Source organism: Sphingopyxis sp., from assembly GCF_050916055.1.
Classification (GTDB): Bacteria; Pseudomonadota; Alphaproteobacteria; order Sphingomonadales; family Sphingomonadaceae; genus Sphingopyxis.
Window position 1 is genome coordinate 3,142,390 of sequence record NZ_CP051527.1, and the last position, 15,051, is coordinate 3,157,440.

A 15,051-nucleotide genomic window follows, 5' to 3' on the forward strand; every position below is an offset into this window, starting at 1 on the left:
GGACCTTAGCAGCGACGGCCGCCGCGCGCGACTTCGCGCCCGATCAATGCGCCGGCCGCGCCGCCGATGATCGTGCCCGGCACGCGATCGCCATAACGGTCGACCTCGCGGCCGAGCAGCGCCCCGGCGGCGCCGCCGATGATCAGCCCGGCGGTGCCGTCGCCACGTCGGCAGTTGTAATAGCGGCGGTCGCGATAGTGGCTGCGGCGATAATCGCGCCGATAGTCCCGGCGGTAATCGCGGCGATAGTCGCGCCGGTAATCGCGATACCGGTCATTGTCGCCATAATAGGAATGGCGATGATGCCGGTCGCGCGCGTCGGCGTCGGCAGGTAGCGCGGCGATGGTGCTCGCGCCGAGCAGCGCGGTCAGCGCCAGTTTCTTGAGCAGGAACATCTGTCTTCTCCCGTCTTGGTCCCATGGCCAAGATTAGGTAAGCGAAGATGGCGCTCCGCTGAACTACCGCGGTCGGACGGCACGGCGCGCGTCGGTTCGGCGGCGTTTCGGGGCGGTCCGCCGCGACCGGACCCGCCGGTCGGCGTGGCGCGTCAGGCGGGAGGGGTCGCCAGACCCCTAAGCGGGGCGGAAGGTCATCGCGGCGCCGTTCATGCAATAGCGCTTGCCGGTCGGCTTCGGCCCATCGTTGAAGACATGGCCGAGGTGGCCGCCGCAGCGGCGGCAATGGACTTCGGTGCGCGGATAGCCGAGGTCGTAGTCGGTCGCGGTGGCGATCGCATTGGGCAGCGGCGCCCAGAAGCTGGGCCAGCCGGTGCGGCTGTCATATTTGGTCTTGCTGGCATAGAGCGGCAGCGCGCAGCCGGCGCACAGGAAGGTGCCGGTGCGCTTTTCCTTGTCGAGCGGGCTGGAATAGGGCCGTTCGGTCGCCGCTTCGCGCAGGACGCTATACTGCATCGCGGTCAGGCGCTTTTTCCAGTCCGCATCGGACAGTTGCCAGCCCTTCGCCGCGGCGGGGCGCGACGATTTCGCGAAAAGCAGCGGGGCGCCGATGAGCGCGCCGCCGAGCGCGAGGCCGCCAATGAGATAACGCCGTTCGATCATGTTCCGGCTCCTTGCACCTGATACGGACGCAAAGCGCGTGCGGTTTCACCGACCCGTCAATATTTCTCGAGCTCGACCTTCATGTGGCGGTAGCCGTGGACGAAGCTGGCGTGGACGCGCTCGGGCTCTTCGAGGACATTCACGCGCAGGCGGCGCTTCTGCATCTCGGAGATCAGGGTCGTGAGCTGCAGCTCGGCGACGCGGGCGCCGACGCAGCGGTGGATGCCGTAGCCGAAGGCGAGATGGCGGCGGGCATTTTCGCGGTCAACGATGATTTTGTCGCCGTCGGGAAAGATGCTCTCGTCGCGGTTCGCCGAGGCGTACCAAAGCGCGATCTTGTCGCGCGCCTTGATCTGGTGGCCGAACAATTCGGTATCCTCGGCCGCGGTGCGGCGCATGTGCGCAAGCGGGGTCTGCCAGCGCAGGATTTCGTGCATCGCGTTGACCGCGAGGTCGTGATCGTGGTTCGCCTCGAGCTTCGCGCGTTCTTCGGGGAAGCTGTGCAGGCCGTAAGCATAGGCCGACATCGAATTGCGCGTCGTGTCGTTGCCGCCGACGATCAGCAGGATGAGGTTCCCCATGAACTCATTCTCGCTCATATGCTTCATCGCGTCGGATTGCAGCATGATCGAAATCAGGTCGTGCTGGCCGGGGTTTTGCGCCTTGGCATCCCACAATTGCTTGAAGGCGGCGCCCATTTCGAACGCCTTGCCGAGCCTGATCTGGCGTTTTTCGAGGGTGTCGAAGCTTTCGATGTCGCCGAGCGCGTCGGACCAGCCGGTGAGCCGGTGGCGTTCCTCCCACGGGAAATCGAACAGGATCGCGAGCATGTCGGTGGTGAGTTCGATCGACAGCCGTTCGACCCAGTCGAAGCTTTCGCCGATCGGCAGCGTGTCGATCAGCGCCGCGGTACGCGCCTGGGTTTCGTCGCGCATCCGTTCGATTTCGGAGGGGCCGAAGGCGGGCGCGACGGTGCGGCGCTGCGCGGTGTGCTGCGGCGGGTCCATCGCGATGAACATCGGCATCGGGATTTCGCCCTCTTTGAGATGTTCGACGCCGTCGCCGGCGACGGTGATGCCGCCATATTCCCACGACGAGGAAAAGACCTTGGGCAGCGCCTCGATATGCTGGATCGGCTTGTAGGTGGTCACCGACCAATAGGGGCCGAATTTCGAATCTTCGCAGCGATAGATCGGCGATTCGGTGCGCAGCTGGCGCATCGGCTCCTGCCAGCGGTCCTCGCTCCACAATTCGGCGCGGCTGACGTCGAGCGGATTTTCGGCAATCGGGGTTTCGCGAATCTGGGTGGCCATGGGCTGCTCCTCTGCGTGGCCGTCTGGCGCGGCCGATTCAGTTGCAGAATGCCACTATTTACAGTTCTGTCAATGGGCAGGCCGAAGTGGTGATTCGGTTCACGCGGAGACGCGGAGACGCGGAGCAGAAAAAAATTCGCGCAGAGGCGCAGAGAATGCGGAGGAAGAGATGAAGGGCGGCAAGGCCGCCGATCCTGTTTCTCCGCGTCTCCGCGTCTCCGCGTGAACCAATTTCTCTGCGACCTCTGCGCCTCGGCGCGAGTCTAATTCCCGGTCTTTCGCCGCCAGAATTTCCAGCCGTTGCCGCTGCCGAGCACCCCGGCGCGGAACAGGCGCACCGCGACGAAGACGACGAGCGCGACCCACAGCGCCTGCCAGCCGAACGCGAGCAGATGGACGCCGATACTCTCGTCGGTCGCGGCGCGCGCCGCCATCGCGAGCGGCGAGGAGAAGGGGAAGATTTGCGCGAAATGCGCGAGATTGCTGCCCGGCGCGCTGGCGGCGGCGGCCGAGAGGCTGAACATGCCGACCTGGAAAATGGTGATCGGCAGGCTGAGCATCTGGATCTCGCGCACCGTCGCCGCCTGCGCGCCGACGCCGAGGAACACCGCGCCGAGGAGCAGGAAGGACATGACGAAATAGAGGAAACCGGCGCTGAGGAAAAAGCCCCAGCCGGTCGCCGGAGTCGCCGCGAGCGCGCTCGCCGCCTTGCCGGCCTTGCCCGCCGCGGCGAGCGCCGCGGGATCGATCTGGGTCGCGGCGACGAGCCCGCCGACCGTGGCCATCAAGATCCAGAAGGCGATGAACAGCACCGCGACGCCCAAGAAACCGAGCAGCTTGCCGAGGAACACGCTTTCGAGCGGCACCGCGGCGGCGAGAATCTCGATCACCTTGTTGCCCTTTTCCTCGGCGAGCGAGCTGACCGTCTGGCCGGCGAGGAGCAGGGTGAGCAGGAAGATGACGAACACCGCGCCGAAGCCGAGCGACTGCTGCACTGCGATGCTGGTGCCGCCGCTGGCGACCGCCTCGAACCGCGGGGCGACCGCGGGCAGGTTGCCGGCGGCGCGGCTGCGCAGGACTTCGCCGGCGAGCAGTGCGAGATAGCGCCCCGAGCTGCTGTCGGCCTCGCGCTCGACGATGCGCGGGCTGGCGAGCGGGCCGCTCATCACCGCATAGGTGTCGCTGCCCTTTTCCCTGGCGATGGCGAGCGGATCGGCGGTGGTGGTGGCGACGCGCAGTTCGAGCAGCGCCGGTTCGCGCGGCAGCGCGTCGCGTAGCCGGAGGTCGGCGGCGCGCAGCGCCTCGATATCGGCGGGATCGGCGATGACGACGATGCGCCCGGCGCCGCGCGCGCTGTCGGCGAGCTGCGAGGCGCCCATGCCGCCCGCGAGCCCCATGCCGATCATGAACAGCGGCGCAAGCAGGAAGAGGAGGAAGGTCGGGGTGGCGACGATGGCGAGGAAATCGCGCCGCGCGATGACGAGCATGTTGCGCAGGAAGGGGGTCATGCCAGCGCCTCCTCTACCGCGTCGCCCGCCGCGTCGGCGGTGAAGCCGGCGTCGACCTGGCGGACGATATGGACGAAGGCGTCGTGCAGCGCCGGGCGGCTGATCGCCAGCCCGGCGACCCCAAGCCCGCTCGCGGTGATGCGCGACAGCAGCGGCTCGACGGCGCCGTCGTCGATCGCGAAATGCCATGCCTCGCCGTGCCGCTCGGCGCCGGCGGGCAGCAGCGCGGCGATGGCGGCGACGTCGCTGCCGTCGCGCGGGGTGTAGCGCACCTGCATCGGCAGCAGCGCGCGCGCCTCGTCGACGGTGCCCTCGAAGCGGCGCTGCGAGCGGGCGATGATCGCAAGCCGGTCGCATAGCCGTTCGGCGTGCGCCATGACATGGGTCGAAAACAGGATCGTCGCGCCGCGATCGCGCTCGCGCTTGACCAGCATCTCGAGCCGTTCCTGGTTGACGGGGTCGAGGCCGGAGAACGGCTCGTCGAGGACGATGAGGTCGGGGGCGTGGACGATCGAGCCGATCAGCTGGATCATCTGCGCCATGCCCTTCGACATCTTGCGGATCTTTTCGTCGATGACGCGCTCGAGCGCGAGTTCGGTCATGAAGGTGGCGGCACGGCGGCGGCCTTCGGACCAGTCGAGGCCGCGCAGCGCGCCCATGAAGGCGATCGCCTCGCGCGCTTTCATGCCCGGATACAGCCCGCGCTCTTCGGGCAGGTAGCCGACGCGGTGGCGCACCGCCTGCGGCCGCTGGTCGCCGAACAGCCGGCTGGTGCCCGCGTCGGGATCGATGATGCCGAGCGTCATGCGCAGGCTGGTCGTCTTGCCGGCGCCATTGGGGCCGAGCACGCCATAGATGCTGCCCGCCGGGACAGCGAGAGACACCTGGTCGACCGCCTTGAAGCCGCCGAAATATTTGGTGAGGCCAGTGGCCTCGACGCTGAACTCGGTCAAATCTCGTCCCTGAACAACTGCGGGAAGGGGGTATCACAGCCATATGGCATGGACAGGCGCCTCGCGTATAGAGCGGCAATGGTTGCCGAAGCCTTGCCCTCGCTGGAACAGCGCCTTGTGGACGTCGCGCGCGCGCATGGTTTTGTCGCGTGCGGCATCGCGCGCGCCGATGCGGCGCCCGAAACCGCGGCGCGGCTGAACCGTTGGCTGGCCGACGGCTGCCATGGCGACATGATCTGGATGGAAAGCCGCGCCGCCGAGCGCGGCTCGCCGCAGGGGCTGTGGCCCGAGGTCCAATCGGTGATCGCGCTCGGCATGAGCTATGCCCCCGCGTACGACCCGCGCGCGCTGGGCGCCCATCCGGATCGCGGGCGCGTCTCGGTCTATGCGCAGGGCGGCGATTATCATGACGTCGTCAAGAAGGCGCTGAAGCATGTCGCGCGCTGGCTGGTCGCCGAGGCGCCGGGGGCGGGGGTCAAGGTGTTCGTCGACACCGCGCCGGTGATGGAAAAGCCGCTGGCGGCGGCGGCGGGGCTGGGGTGGCAGGGCAAGCACACCAATCTGGTCAGCCGCGAGCATGGCAGCTGGCTGTTCCTTGGCGCCATCTACACGACGCTCGATCTGGCGCCAGCGACACCGGGGAGCGACCGCTGCGGCAGCTGTTCGGCGTGCCAGGACGCGTGCCCGACCGACGCCTTTCCGGCGCCCTATCGGCTCGATGCGCGGCGCTGTATCTCGTATCTGACGATCGAGCATGACGGGCCGATCGCGCCCGAGCTGCGGCGCGGCATCGGCAATCGCGTCTATGGCTGCGACGACTGCCTGGCCGCCTGTCCGTGGAACAAGTTCGCCGAAACCGCGCACGCGCACCGCGCCTTTCTGCCGCGCGCCGAGCTGGCGGCACCGTCGCTCGCCGACCTGCTGGCGCTCGACGATGCCGGGTTCCGGCAGGTGTTCGCGGGTTCGCCGATCAAGCGGATCGGGCGCAACCGGATGGTCCGCAACGCAGCGATCGCGGCGGGGAACAGCGGCGACGCGGGGTTTCGCGCGCCGCTGGAGCGGCTGACCGCCGACGTGTCGCCGATGGTCGCCGAGGCGGCGGCATGGGCGCTCGCCGAGCTGGCGCCATGACGCCGCACCCGGATTAGCGAACGGTTCCCAGCGCTTAGCGCTGGATCGACTGGGCGCAGCTGTTCACTTCGGCATTTCGGCCGTCGGGGGTGCGGGCGTCGACATGCGTCGCCACCGGATCGGCGCCGGCGCGCGGGGCATAAAAATAAATGTCGAGGATGCAGGCGGCGCCGGCAAATTGCAGCTTGCGGCCGGCGCCCTCGGTGACGTCGAGCCGCGGTTTGCCGAACATCCGCCCGACCGCGTCGGCGCTGCTGCCGATCAGCGCGTTGTTCTGGACCGGGCGCACGACGGTGGGCGGCGGTGCGGTGGCGCGCGGCGGCGCTGCGCGCGGGATCGCCGGGCCGGCGCAGGCGGCGAGCGACAGCGCGCCGAGAAGCAGGAGAGGACCGGCGAGCGGGGCCGGGCGGCGGGTCTGAATCATGTCTGGGGATCCCCGTTGCGCAGGTGCAGCATATGGACCGCCATAGCCGCGCCGAGGATTGGGGCCAACAGATTGGCGACGGGCACCAGGAAGCTTGCGGCGGACAGCAGCCCGAGCGACCAGCGCGCCGACCGGTCGAGGCGCGGGTGGCCCGGATGGCGGGCGATCACCATCGCCTCAAGATCGCGGCCGAGCAGCAGCGCATTGACCGCGAGCGCGAGCAGCAGCGTGCCGACCCCGGTGACGAGCAGCAGGACATAGAAGGGCAGCGCGGCGAGGTTGCCGAGCGCCAGCCGGGCGAGCGACGCGGCGGCGAGCGCGACGTTCCCGCGCCACCCCACCTCGACCGCGCGCGCCGCGGCGCCGGGATAATGCCGCGCTTCGATATCGGCGACGATCGTATCGGCGAACAGGCCGATGACGACGATCGCGACGGCGCGAAAGAGCAGCCAGCCCGCGGCGACCAGCGCCAGTGCGGCCAGCACCCCGGCCATGTCGAGGGCCGCGCCGTCGAGCCATTGCCAGCGCTCCAGCGCCCAGCGGACCGCGGCGAACAGCACGGTGCCGGCCGCGCCGAGGAGGAGCATCGTCCACGTCAGGCTGGCGACGAGGACGCGCAGCACCCGGCGGTGCGGCAGGTCGCGCAGCGCGAGCAGCAGGGCATGGAGGGCGCGGGTCATGCGGTGCGATGGCGCGGCGGCGGCGGGTTCGTCAAGCGCGCGCTTGCCTTGCCGCGCCGCCATCCCTAAGGCCCCGCCCAGCTTTTTTCTTACCCGTCAGGATATTTCATGGCCTCTTCCGCCCGTTTCGACGTCGTCGCTATCGGCAATGCGATCGTCGATGTGCTTGCCCGCGCCGACGATGCGCTGATCACCGCCGAAGGGCTGACCAAAGGGTCGATGCGGCTGATCGACGCCGATGAGGCGACGCGGCTGTATGCGGAGATGGGTCCGGCGGTCGAAATGTCGGGCGGCAGCGCGGCGAACACGCTGGCCGGGATGGCGGCGCTGGGGCGGCGCTGCGGTTTCATCGGCCAGGTGGCGAGCGATCAGCTGGGGCAGGTGTTCACCCACGATCTGACCGCGCTGGGCGTCGCGTTCGACACGCCGCCGTCGTCGGACGGCGGGCCGACCGCGCGCTGCCTGATCCTGGTCACCCCCGACGGGCAGCGGACGATGAACACCTTCCTCGGCGCGTCGCAGAATTTGGGCCGCGAATCGCTCGACGCCGAGCTGATCGCCGCGGCCGACATCCTGTATCTTGAGGGCTATTTGTGGAACGCCGACGCCTCGCGCGCCGCGATGGCCGAAGCGATCGCCATCGCGCGCGCCGCCGGCCGGCGCGTCGCCTTCACCCTGTCCGACACCTTCGTCGTTGCGGGGCATGGCGAGGATTTCCGCCGCATGACCGCAGCGCGCGAAATCGACATATTGTTCGCCAATGAGGCCGAGCTGCTCGAGCTCGCCGGCGAAGCCGATTTCGAAACCGCGCTGGCCAAGGTCGCCGCCGACGTGCCGTTGCTGGTCGCGACGCGCGGCGAACATGGCGCGGTCGCGGTGAGCGGCGGGCAACGCAGCGAGGTTGCCGCCGAGCCGATCGACACCGTCGTCGACACCACTGGCGCCGGCGACCTGTTCGCCGCGGGATTCCTGGCGGGCGTCGCCGAAGGGCGGCCGGTCGCCGACTGCCTGACGATGGGTGCGGTCTGCGCGCGCGAGATCATCGCGCAGGTCGGCCCGCGGGCGCAGACCGACCTGAAGGCGAAGGTCGCCGAACGGCTGGGCTAGGGCATCGGGCAGGAACCTTCCGCGGCGCGGGGCGTGCTATTCGCCATCAGCGAACAGGAGGCTTGCCATGACCGATGAAATCCACACCACGCGCGACCCCGACGGGACGACGCACACCACGACGATCGTCGATCGCGAACCGCGGCGCAGCGGCGGCGGGATGGGCATGATGCTGATCCTGCTCGTCGCGCTGGCGGTCGCAGGCTTCGTCGCGTTCCAGTTCCTCGGCAACGAACAGGCCGAGACGGGCGCGATCACCGAAGCGGCGCAAAAGGTTGGCGATGCCGCGCAGGATGTCGGCGACGCGGCGCAGGAAGCCGTGAAGTAGGCAAAGATTTCAACGCGGCGTGCGTTTGATCTGAGCGATCTGCCCGTTCGTGTCGAACCCTTCGACTGCCCTGGTCGACGCTCAGGATAAACGTCCACTTTCAGTGGAAGTCGAGACACCCCGATATGTGGGCGCGTTCCAAACGTGTTCCGACTTCGCTCGACACGAGCGGAATTGAAGGTCGCCGACGGAATTGAAGGTTGCCGATTTGGCGCTCGACGCTTTAGCCGGCGGCCGGTGCCGCCGGTTCGGGATGCTTCTTGAACAGCTCCCGGTCGGCGGGGCCGAAGCCGCGGGTCCAGATCAGCCAGGCATAGATAGCGAGGATGAAGGGCACCCCGATGAGCAGTTCGGCCCATTCGGGCAGCTGGGTCGCGCCCCAGCCGAGCACCGCGGCGCCCGCGGTCGCCCAGACGAGCGCCCAGCGCAGGCTGTTGACCGGCGCCCCGAGCAGCCGCGCGAGCAGCCGCGCCTTGACGAGCGAGGCGAACCCGAGCGCGATCATCAGCGCGAGCGCAACCGCCGCGGCATAATAGATCGGCGGCAAGCCCATCGACTGCGCGACGAGGATCAGCGCGACGCTGAGCACCGCCTGGAGCGCGAGCGTCGCGAGGCTGATGAGCAGGTTGCGGTGGCGCGCGACATAGACGAGCGCCGCTTCGCTGACGACCGCGGTGGCGGCGACGACCTCGGCGGCGAGCAGGAAGGCGAGCGCGGCGGTGCCGCTGACGAATTCGGGGCCGACGAGGCCCATCACCGCTTCGCCCGGAATGCCAAGCGCGAGCGCGACCCCGGCCTGCGCGGCGATGATCCAGAAACCGACCTGGCTGACCTGCGCCGCGACCGCCGCGAGCTTCTTTTCGGCGAGGTTGCGGGTGATGACCGGGCCGAGGATCGGTTCGAAACTGGTCTTCAGCTTTTGCGGCAGCGAGGCGACCTGCTGTGCCATGTAATAAATGCCGTAGATCGTCGGCGAGGTGAACTGGCCGAGGATGAACAGGTCGAGCCGCCGCGTCCCCCACTCGATCGCGTCGGCGGCGGCGAGCGGCGCGTTGCGCCGCGCCACGGCGATCAGGTGCGCCGGGTGCGGCTGCCACCCCTTTGGCCCGCCATAGTGGCGCAGCATCGGCCACAGCGCGGTCAGGAAGGCGCCGACCATCGCGGCGGCATAGGACAGCATCAGTCCGTCCTTGACCGACACGAACCAGAATCCGGCCGCCGCGGCGCTGATCACCCAGGGTTCGACGACGGCGCGCGCGCGCACCGTCGCGGCGATGTCGAAACGATAGGCGCAGGCGGCGAGCGCGATGTCGGTGCCGGCGATCGCAAAGACGAGCAGCGCCATCCAGCGATCGGCGCCGCCGACGTCGCCGGCGGGATACATGAGCTGGGGCAGCGCAAAGAGGATCGCCGAGCCGGCGGCCGAGGCGAGGAGGGCAACGAACATGCCGTCCCACACGACGGTGCGGTGATCGGCGCCGGGGGCGCTCAGCTGTTCGGCGAGGCCGCGCTTCAGCCCGAGGGTCGCAAGCTGCGCGACGAGTTCGATGACGAGCACCGCGAAGGCGAAGCGCCCGACCGCTTCGGGGCCGTACCAGCGACCCGCGACATAGAGGAAGGGCAGGCGGGCGACGAGGCGCAGGATGAAGCCGAAGAAATTGGTGCGCCCGCCCTTGGCGAGCGCGGCGGTGTCGGCATCGCCCGCGGGGGCGCCGGGCGATGTGGGCGCGGCTGCGCTATCCGTCTGGCTCAAGCCCGCCGCCCCTTCTGCTGGTCCCCGCCGCGCAGTCTAGCGCGGCAAGGGAGCGCAGGCAAATTGCTGCATCCGGTCACCGGCCCTCGGGTCGCAGCGGGCGGCTGAGCAAGGCCTGAACGGCCTCGGCGACGCGGGTTTCGCCGGCAACGAGCCGCGCGACCGCGTCGGTGATCGGCATGTCGATGCCGTCGGCGCGCGCCGCCGCCGCGACGACCGGGGCGCTGAACGCGCCCTCGGCAACGGTGCGGCGGTCGGCCATCAGCGTCGCCGCCGCCTCGCCGCGGCCGAGGCCCTGGCCGAGCGCGAAATTGCGCGAGTTCGACGAGGTGCAGGTGAGGACGAGGTCGCCGAGCCCGGCGAGCCCGGCGAGGGTTTCGGCCTGCGCGCCGCGCGCCAGCCCGAAGCGCGTCATTTCGGCAAAACCGCGGCTGATCAGCGCGGCGCGCGCGTTGAGCCCGAGCCCGGCGCCGTCGACGATGCCGCACGCGATGGCGAGGATATTCTTGACCGCGCCGCCGATCTCGGCGCCGATGACGTCGGTCGAGACATAGGGGCGGAAATGCGGCTGCGCGATCGCGCGCGCGATCGCATCGGCGGTCGCGGCGTCGGCGGCGGCGAGGGTGATCGCGGTGGGCAGCCCGGCGGCGACTTCGTGCGCGAAGGTCGGTCCCGACAGCACCGCATGCGGGCGGGCGGGGCAAAGGTCGCGCGCGATGTCGATCGGAAAGGCAAAGCTGCCCGCCTCCATCCCCTTGCTGCAGAAGATCAGCGGCGCGTCGCCCGCGGGCAGATCGGCGAGCACGGCGCGCAGGAAGGGCACCGGGACGACGACGAGCAAGGCGTCGCAGGCGGCGAGATCAGCGAGGTCGGCGGTGGCGGTCAGCGATGGCGCAAGCGCCGCGCCGGGCAGGAACAGCGGGTTGCGATGGTCGGCGTTGATCGCCGCGACCACATCGGCCTCGCGCGCCCACAGCCGCACCGGCGCGCCGCCGGCGGCGAGCAGCTGCGCGAGCGCGGTCCCCCACGCGCCCCCGCCGACGACGCCGAAGTTGCGGTATGGCGCCATGCTGTCGCGCTTCATGCCTTGACCCCGGCGCCGCGCACGGTTTCCGCATCGGGATCGAGCGGCCAGCGCGGCCGCGCGATGGTGTCGAGCGGGTCGGTGAGCCCCGCGGCAAAGCGCTCGGCGCCAGCCCAGGCGATCATCGCGCCATTGTCGGTGCACAGCCACAAGGGGGGCGCGACGAAGGGCTTGCCATATTCGCCGGCGAGCGTGGTGAGCGCCGCGCGGATCGCGCCATTGGCGGCGACGCCGCCCGCGACGACGAAGGCGGTTGCATCGGGACAGGCGGCGAGCGCGATGCGGCTGCGGTCAACGAGGCAGTCGACCACCGCCTGCTGGAACGACGCCGCGAGGTCGGCGACGTCATGCGCGCCCGACGCCGCGGCGCGCGAGACCGCGCTCTTGAGGCCGGCGAAGGAGAAATGCGGCTCGGCGCTGCCGACCAGCGGGCGCGGCAGCGGCACGCCGCGCGGGTTGCCGTCTGCGGCGAGGCGCTCGACCGCGGGGCCGCCGGGATAGCCGAGGCCGAGCAGCTTGGCGGTCTTGTCGAACGCTTCGCCCGCGGCATCGTCGATCGTCGTCGCGAGGCGGCGATAATCGCCGACGCCGTTGACGAGCAGCAGCTGGCAGTGGCCGCCCGAGACGAGCAGCAGCAGATAGGGAAACGCAAGGGTCGGATCGACGAGGCGCGGGCTGAGCGCATGGCCCTCGAGATGGTTGACCGCGATCAGCGGCTTGTTCGCGGCGTGGGCCAGCGCCTTGCCGGTGACCAGCCCGACCATCACCCCGCCGATCAGCCCCGGCCCGGCGGTCGCGGCGATCGCATCGACGTCGGCGAGCGAGACGCCGGCGTCGGCGAGGACCGCGGCGACGATCGGCGCGAGGCGATCGACATGCGCGCGCGCCGCAATCTCGGGCACGACGCCGCCATAGGGGCGATGCTCGGCCTCCTGCCCCGCGACGCGGTGCGCGAGGATGCGCCGGTCGCTGTCGACGAGCGCTGCCGCGGTTTCGTCGCAGCTCGATTCGAGGCCGAGGATTAGAGACATATTGTTGCGTCCCCCTTACCCGCCCCTTTATTGCCAGGGCAAGCCACGCTAGCAGCGGGGGATGACCGATCTTCCTACCCCCGCCCATCCGCTGCGCATCGGCACGCGCGCCTCGCCGCTGGCGCTGGCGCAGGCGAACATGGCCGCCGCGGCGCTGATCGCGGCGCATGGCCTCGATCCCGCGGCGCTGCGGATCGTGCCGATGACCGCGACCGGCGACCGGATCCAGGACCGCGCGCTCGCCGAGGTCGGCGGCAAGGCGCTTTGGACGCGCGAACTCGACGCGGCGCTTGACGCCGGGGCGATCGACATCGCGGTCCACAGCCTGAAGGATGTCGAAACGATCCGCGACCCGCGCTTCGCACTCGCCGCGATGCTCGAGCGCGCCGATCCGCGCGACCGGCTGGTGGTGCGCGGCGACTGGACCGCCACCTCGCTCGCCGACCTGCCGCAGGGCACGCGGCTGGGGACGAGCAGCCCGCGCCGCGCCGCGCAGGTGCGGCGGCGGCGCCCCGACATCGTCGCGACGCTGCTGCGCGGCAACGTCGCGACGCGGCTGGGCAAGGTCGCGCAGGGCGCGGTCGATGCGACGCTGCTCGCGGCGGCTGGGCTCGACCGGCTGGGCATGTATGACGTCGGGACGTCGCTCGACGCCGCGACGCTATTGCCCGCAGCGTCGCAGGGCGCGATCGGCATCGAATGCCGCGCCGACGATTCGGCCACGCGGGCGCTCGTCGCGGCGGTCGACCATGATGCGACGCATCTGGCGGTCGCGGCCGAGCGCGCCTTTCTGGCGGCGCTGGGCGGCGATTGCCGGTCGCCGGTCGCGGCGCATGCGTGCTGGCTGGCCGACGGGGGGCTGCGGCTCGACGCCGAGATTTTTTCCGCCGACGGCGCCGAGCACGCGGCGGGTCATGTGCTGGTCACCGATGGCAGCGAGGCCGCGGCGCTCGCGCACCGGCTGCTCGGCGCAGCGCGCGAATCGGTGCGGCGCCTGTTCGCGGCATGAGCGCGGGGCTGCCGCTGCTCGTGACGCGCGCCGATCCGGGCGGCGCGGCGAGCGTGGCGCGCGCGCTTGCACAAGGTCTCGATGCTTATGCGACGCCGCTGTTCGCCGCAGAGGCGCTGCCCTGGACCCCGCCCGATGCGCGCCATTTCGACGCGCTGCTGCTGACGAGCGCGCAGGCGCCGCGGCTGGCCGGACCCTGCCTGGCGCCGCTGGCCGCGCTGCCCGCCTATGCGGTCGGCGCGGCAACGGCGCGCGCGGCGGCGGGCGTGGGGCTGAGCGTGGCAGCGACCGGCGAGGCCGATGCGCAGGCGCTGATCGACGCCATGACGGCGCAAAATGTGCGAAGGATATTATGGCTTTGCGGGCGCGACCGGTCGGATTTCGATCCGCGCGGGGCGGCGCTGACCGCGCTGCCCTGTTACGCGGTCGACCCGGCCGAGCCGACGCCGGTCTGGCGCGAGCTGATCGCGGCGCCGGCGGTGGTGCTGGCGCATTCGGCGCGCGGCGCGGCACGCAGCGCGGCGCTGGCGGGGGCGGCGCGCGGGCATCTGAGGCTGGTTGCGATCAGCGCCGCCGCGGCTGCTGCGGCGGGTGAGGGCTGGGGCGAGGTGGCGGTTGCCACGACCCCCGACGATGCGGCAATGTTGGCACAGGCCCATGCTTTGTGCCACAAGGGGCAAAAATAGGGTCGTTCGAAAGAGGTACATGGCTATCGATAGCATCGACACTCCCGCGTCCACCGGCGGCGGGGCTGCGGCGAGGGGTCCGTCGTTCCGGATGATCGCCATCGGCGCGCTCATCCTGCTGCTCGTCGGCATCGTCGGCGGCGGCTGGGCGATGAACCGCCTGCTCGCCGACGGCAACCAGGCAACGGCGGCGACGAAGGGCGCGGCCCCGAGCATACAGGATCGCGCGCTGGCGGCGGTCGGCGCGGCGCCGACCGAAGCCGCAACCGCGACCGCCGCGGCGGGCCAGCCGGCGCTGGTCGTCGCCCCGGTCGATGGCGCGAATGCGCTCGCCACGCGGGTTGCCGAACTGGAACAGCGGTTGTCGCGAATCACCCTCGAAGCCGAATCGGCGTCGGGCAATGCCTCGCGCGCCGAGGGTCTGCTCGTCGCCTTTGCGGTGCGCCGCGCGCTCGATCGCGGCCTGTCGCTAGGCTATCTCGACGCGCAGCTGCGGCTGCGCTTCGGCGACGACCAGCCCAATGCGGTGAAGACGATCATCGACACCTCGCGCGACCCGGTCACGCTGGAACAGCTGCGCACCGAAATGGACACGCTGGCGCCGCAGCTCGTCGGGCGGAGCGACGGCAACGGCAGCCTGTGGACCGGTATCCGCCGCGAGTTTGGCGAATTGTTCGTCGTGCGCGCTGCGGGCACCCAGTCGCCGCGGGCGTCCGAACGGCTCGAACGCGCGCGCCGTTACCTGGGCGGCGGACAGGTCGACAAGGCGATCGCCGAGGTCGAGGCGATGCCGGGCGCGGCGACCGCCAATGCGTGGCTGATCGATGCCCGCCGCTATCACGAGGCGCGCCGCGCGCTTGACCTGATCGAGACCGCGGCGATATTGGAGCCGCGCGACAGCCCCGCTGCCGCGCTGGCCCGCAATCCGGCCGCTCCGACCTCCTAGCGCTCCGACCTCCGGGGCCGCTGCCTGAAGAAAGCTGACC

General features: G+C 70.4%; 16 protein-coding genes. 6 read left to right on the forward strand and 10 right to left on the reverse strand.

Features of this window, described 5'->3' with window-relative positions:
* Window positions 1-5 precede the first annotated feature (5 nt).
* The 5 genes from HEQ22_RS15355 to HEQ22_RS15375 form a co-directional block, all read right to left on the reverse strand.
* Window positions 6-395, reverse strand: a complete 390-nt coding sequence (locus tag HEQ22_RS15355) for a glycine zipper 2TM domain-containing protein (RefSeq protein ID WP_432768705.1) — start codon at window positions 393-395, stop codon at window positions 6-8.
* Between the two features lie 177 nt (window positions 396-572).
* A complete protein-coding gene (gene msrB, locus HEQ22_RS15360; RefSeq protein ID WP_432768706.1) occupies window positions 573-1,058 on the reverse strand; it encodes a peptide-methionine (R)-S-oxide reductase MsrB in 486 nt (161 codons plus the stop codon).
* A 56-nt stretch (window positions 1,059-1,114) separates the two neighbouring features.
* Entirely contained in the window at window positions 1,115-2,371 is a 1,257-nt protein-coding gene (locus tag HEQ22_RS15365) for a cytochrome P450 (protein ID WP_432768707.1), read from the reverse strand.
* A gap of 263 nt (window positions 2,372-2,634) precedes the next feature.
* Window positions 2,635-3,879 (reverse strand): ABC transporter permease, encoded by a 1,245-nt coding sequence (locus tag HEQ22_RS15370; RefSeq protein WP_432768708.1) that lies wholly within the window; start codon window positions 3,877-3,879, stop codon window positions 2,635-2,637.
* A complete protein-coding gene (locus HEQ22_RS15375; RefSeq protein ID WP_432768709.1) occupies window positions 3,876-4,832 on the reverse strand; it encodes an ABC transporter ATP-binding protein in 957 nt (318 codons plus the stop codon). Before HEQ22_RS15375 ends, HEQ22_RS15370 begins: the two co-directional genes overlap by 4 nt.
* Window positions 4,833-4,910: 78 nt before the next feature.
* Here HEQ22_RS15375 and queG point away from each other — a divergent pair, with 78 nt between their 5' ends.
* A complete protein-coding gene (queG, locus tag HEQ22_RS15380) occupies window positions 4,911-5,963 on the forward strand; it encodes a tRNA epoxyqueuosine(34) reductase QueG (RefSeq protein ID WP_432768710.1) in 1,053 nt (350 codons plus the stop codon).
* A gap of 34 nt (window positions 5,964-5,997) precedes the next feature.
* On the opposite strand, the gene HEQ22_RS15385 is transcribed toward queG, so the two are convergent.
* Window positions 5,998-6,387 carry a hypothetical protein gene (locus HEQ22_RS15385; RefSeq protein ID WP_432768711.1) on the reverse strand — a complete coding sequence of 130 codons (390 nt, stop codon included), beginning with the start codon at window positions 6,385-6,387 and terminating at the stop codon, window positions 5,998-6,000.
* Window positions 6,384-7,130 (reverse strand): EI24 domain-containing protein, encoded by a 747-nt coding sequence (locus HEQ22_RS15390; RefSeq protein ID WP_432768712.1) that lies wholly within the window; start codon window positions 7,128-7,130, stop codon window positions 6,384-6,386. The genes HEQ22_RS15385 and HEQ22_RS15390 overlap by 4 nt, the downstream gene beginning before the upstream one ends.
* A 45-nt stretch (window positions 7,131-7,175) precedes the next feature.
* Here HEQ22_RS15390 and HEQ22_RS15395 point away from each other — a divergent pair, with 45 nt between their 5' ends.
* The gene (locus HEQ22_RS15395; protein WP_432768713.1) at window positions 7,176-8,174 is read left to right on the forward strand and encodes an adenosine kinase; all 999 of its coding nucleotides are present in this window, start codon (window positions 7,176-7,178) and stop codon (window positions 8,172-8,174) included.
* Window positions 8,175-8,241: 67 nt separating this feature from the next.
* Entirely contained in the window at window positions 8,242-8,502 is a 261-nt protein-coding gene (locus HEQ22_RS15400) for a hypothetical protein (protein ID WP_432768714.1), read from the forward strand.
* Window positions 8,503-8,725: 223 nt separating this feature from the next.
* Here the strand turns inward: HEQ22_RS15400 and HEQ22_RS15405 are convergent, their stop codons facing one another.
* The 3 genes from HEQ22_RS15405 to tsaD all read right to left on the reverse strand — a co-directional run bounded on the left by HEQ22_RS15405 (window position 8,726) and on the right by tsaD (window position 12,370).
* A complete protein-coding gene (locus tag HEQ22_RS15405) occupies window positions 8,726-10,255 on the reverse strand; it encodes a lipopolysaccharide biosynthesis protein (protein ID WP_432768715.1) in 1,530 nt (509 codons plus the stop codon).
* 76 nt (window positions 10,256-10,331) lie between these two features.
* Entirely contained in the window at window positions 10,332-11,339 is a 1,008-nt protein-coding gene (locus tag HEQ22_RS15410; protein ID WP_432768716.1) for an NAD(P)H-dependent glycerol-3-phosphate dehydrogenase, read from the reverse strand.
* On the reverse strand, window positions 11,336-12,370 hold the full coding sequence (tsaD, locus tag HEQ22_RS15415) for a tRNA (adenosine(37)-N6)-threonylcarbamoyltransferase complex transferase subunit TsaD (RefSeq protein ID WP_432768717.1): 1,035 nt from the start codon (window positions 12,368-12,370) through the stop codon (window positions 11,336-11,338). Before tsaD ends, HEQ22_RS15410 begins: the two co-directional genes overlap by 4 nt.
* 61 nt (window positions 12,371-12,431) lie before the next feature.
* On the opposite strand from tsaD, the gene hemC reads away from it, so the two are divergent.
* Genes hemC through HEQ22_RS15430 form a run of 3 tightly spaced genes read left to right on the forward strand, consistent with a single transcriptional unit; the run spans window position 12,432 to window position 15,011 of the window.
* Window positions 12,432-13,379 (forward strand): hydroxymethylbilane synthase, encoded by a 948-nt coding sequence (gene hemC / locus HEQ22_RS15420; protein WP_432768718.1) that lies wholly within the window; start codon window positions 12,432-12,434, stop codon window positions 13,377-13,379.
* On the forward strand, window positions 13,376-14,065 hold the full coding sequence (locus HEQ22_RS15425) for a uroporphyrinogen-III synthase (protein WP_432768719.1): 690 nt from the start codon (window positions 13,376-13,378) through the stop codon (window positions 14,063-14,065). The genes hemC and HEQ22_RS15425 overlap by 4 nt, the downstream gene beginning before the upstream one ends.
* A 19-nt stretch (window positions 14,066-14,084) precedes the next feature.
* Window positions 14,085-15,011: a hypothetical protein gene (locus HEQ22_RS15430; RefSeq protein ID WP_432768720.1), complete on the forward strand. Its 927-nt coding sequence runs from the start codon at window positions 14,085-14,087 to the stop codon at window positions 15,009-15,011.
* Window positions 15,012-15,051 lie beyond the last annotated feature (40 nt).

What these genes read in the sequence shown, in the direction of transcription:
- HEQ22_RS15355 (WP_432768705.1), bottom strand. Translation starts at nt 395, where the DNA reads ATGTTCCTGCTCAAGAAACTGGCGCTGACCGCGCTGCTCGGCGCGAGC.
- msrB (WP_432768706.1), bottom strand. Translation starts at nt 1,058, where the DNA reads ATGATCGAACGGCGTTATCTCATTGGCGGCCTCGCGCTCGGCGGCGCG.
- HEQ22_RS15365 (WP_432768707.1), bottom strand. Translation starts at nt 2,371, where the DNA reads ATGGCCACCCAGATTCGCGAAACCCCGATTGCCGAAAATCCGCTCGAC.
- HEQ22_RS15370 (WP_432768708.1), bottom strand. Translation starts at nt 3,879, where the DNA reads ATGACCCCCTTCCTGCGCAACATGCTCGTCATCGCGCGGCGCGATTTC.
- queG (WP_432768710.1), top strand. Translation starts at nt 4,911, where the DNA reads ATGGTTGCCGAAGCCTTGCCCTCGCTGGAACAGCGCCTTGTGGACGTC.
- HEQ22_RS15385 (WP_432768711.1), bottom strand. Translation starts at nt 6,387, where the DNA reads ATGATTCAGACCCGCCGCCCGGCCCCGCTCGCCGGTCCTCTCCTGCTT.
- HEQ22_RS15390 (WP_432768712.1), bottom strand. Translation starts at nt 7,130, where the DNA reads ATGGCGGCGCGGCAAGGCAAGCGCGCGCTTGACGAACCCGCCGCCGCC.
- HEQ22_RS15395 (WP_432768713.1), top strand. Translation starts at nt 7,176, where the DNA reads ATGGCCTCTTCCGCCCGTTTCGACGTCGTCGCTATCGGCAATGCGATC.
- HEQ22_RS15400 (WP_432768714.1), top strand. Translation starts at nt 8,242, where the DNA reads ATGACCGATGAAATCCACACCACGCGCGACCCCGACGGGACGACGCAC.
- HEQ22_RS15410 (WP_432768716.1), bottom strand. Translation starts at nt 11,339, where the DNA reads ATGAAGCGCGACAGCATGGCGCCATACCGCAACTTCGGCGTCGTCGGC.
- tsaD (WP_432768717.1), bottom strand. Translation starts at nt 12,370, where the DNA reads ATGTCTCTAATCCTCGGCCTCGAATCGAGCTGCGACGAAACCGCGGCA.
- hemC (WP_432768718.1), top strand. Translation starts at nt 12,432, where the DNA reads ATGACCGATCTTCCTACCCCCGCCCATCCGCTGCGCATCGGCACGCGC.
- HEQ22_RS15425 (WP_432768719.1), top strand. Translation starts at nt 13,376, where the DNA reads ATGAGCGCGGGGCTGCCGCTGCTCGTGACGCGCGCCGATCCGGGCGGC.
- HEQ22_RS15430 (WP_432768720.1), top strand. Translation starts at nt 14,085, where the DNA reads ATGGCTATCGATAGCATCGACACTCCCGCGTCCACCGGCGGCGGGGCT.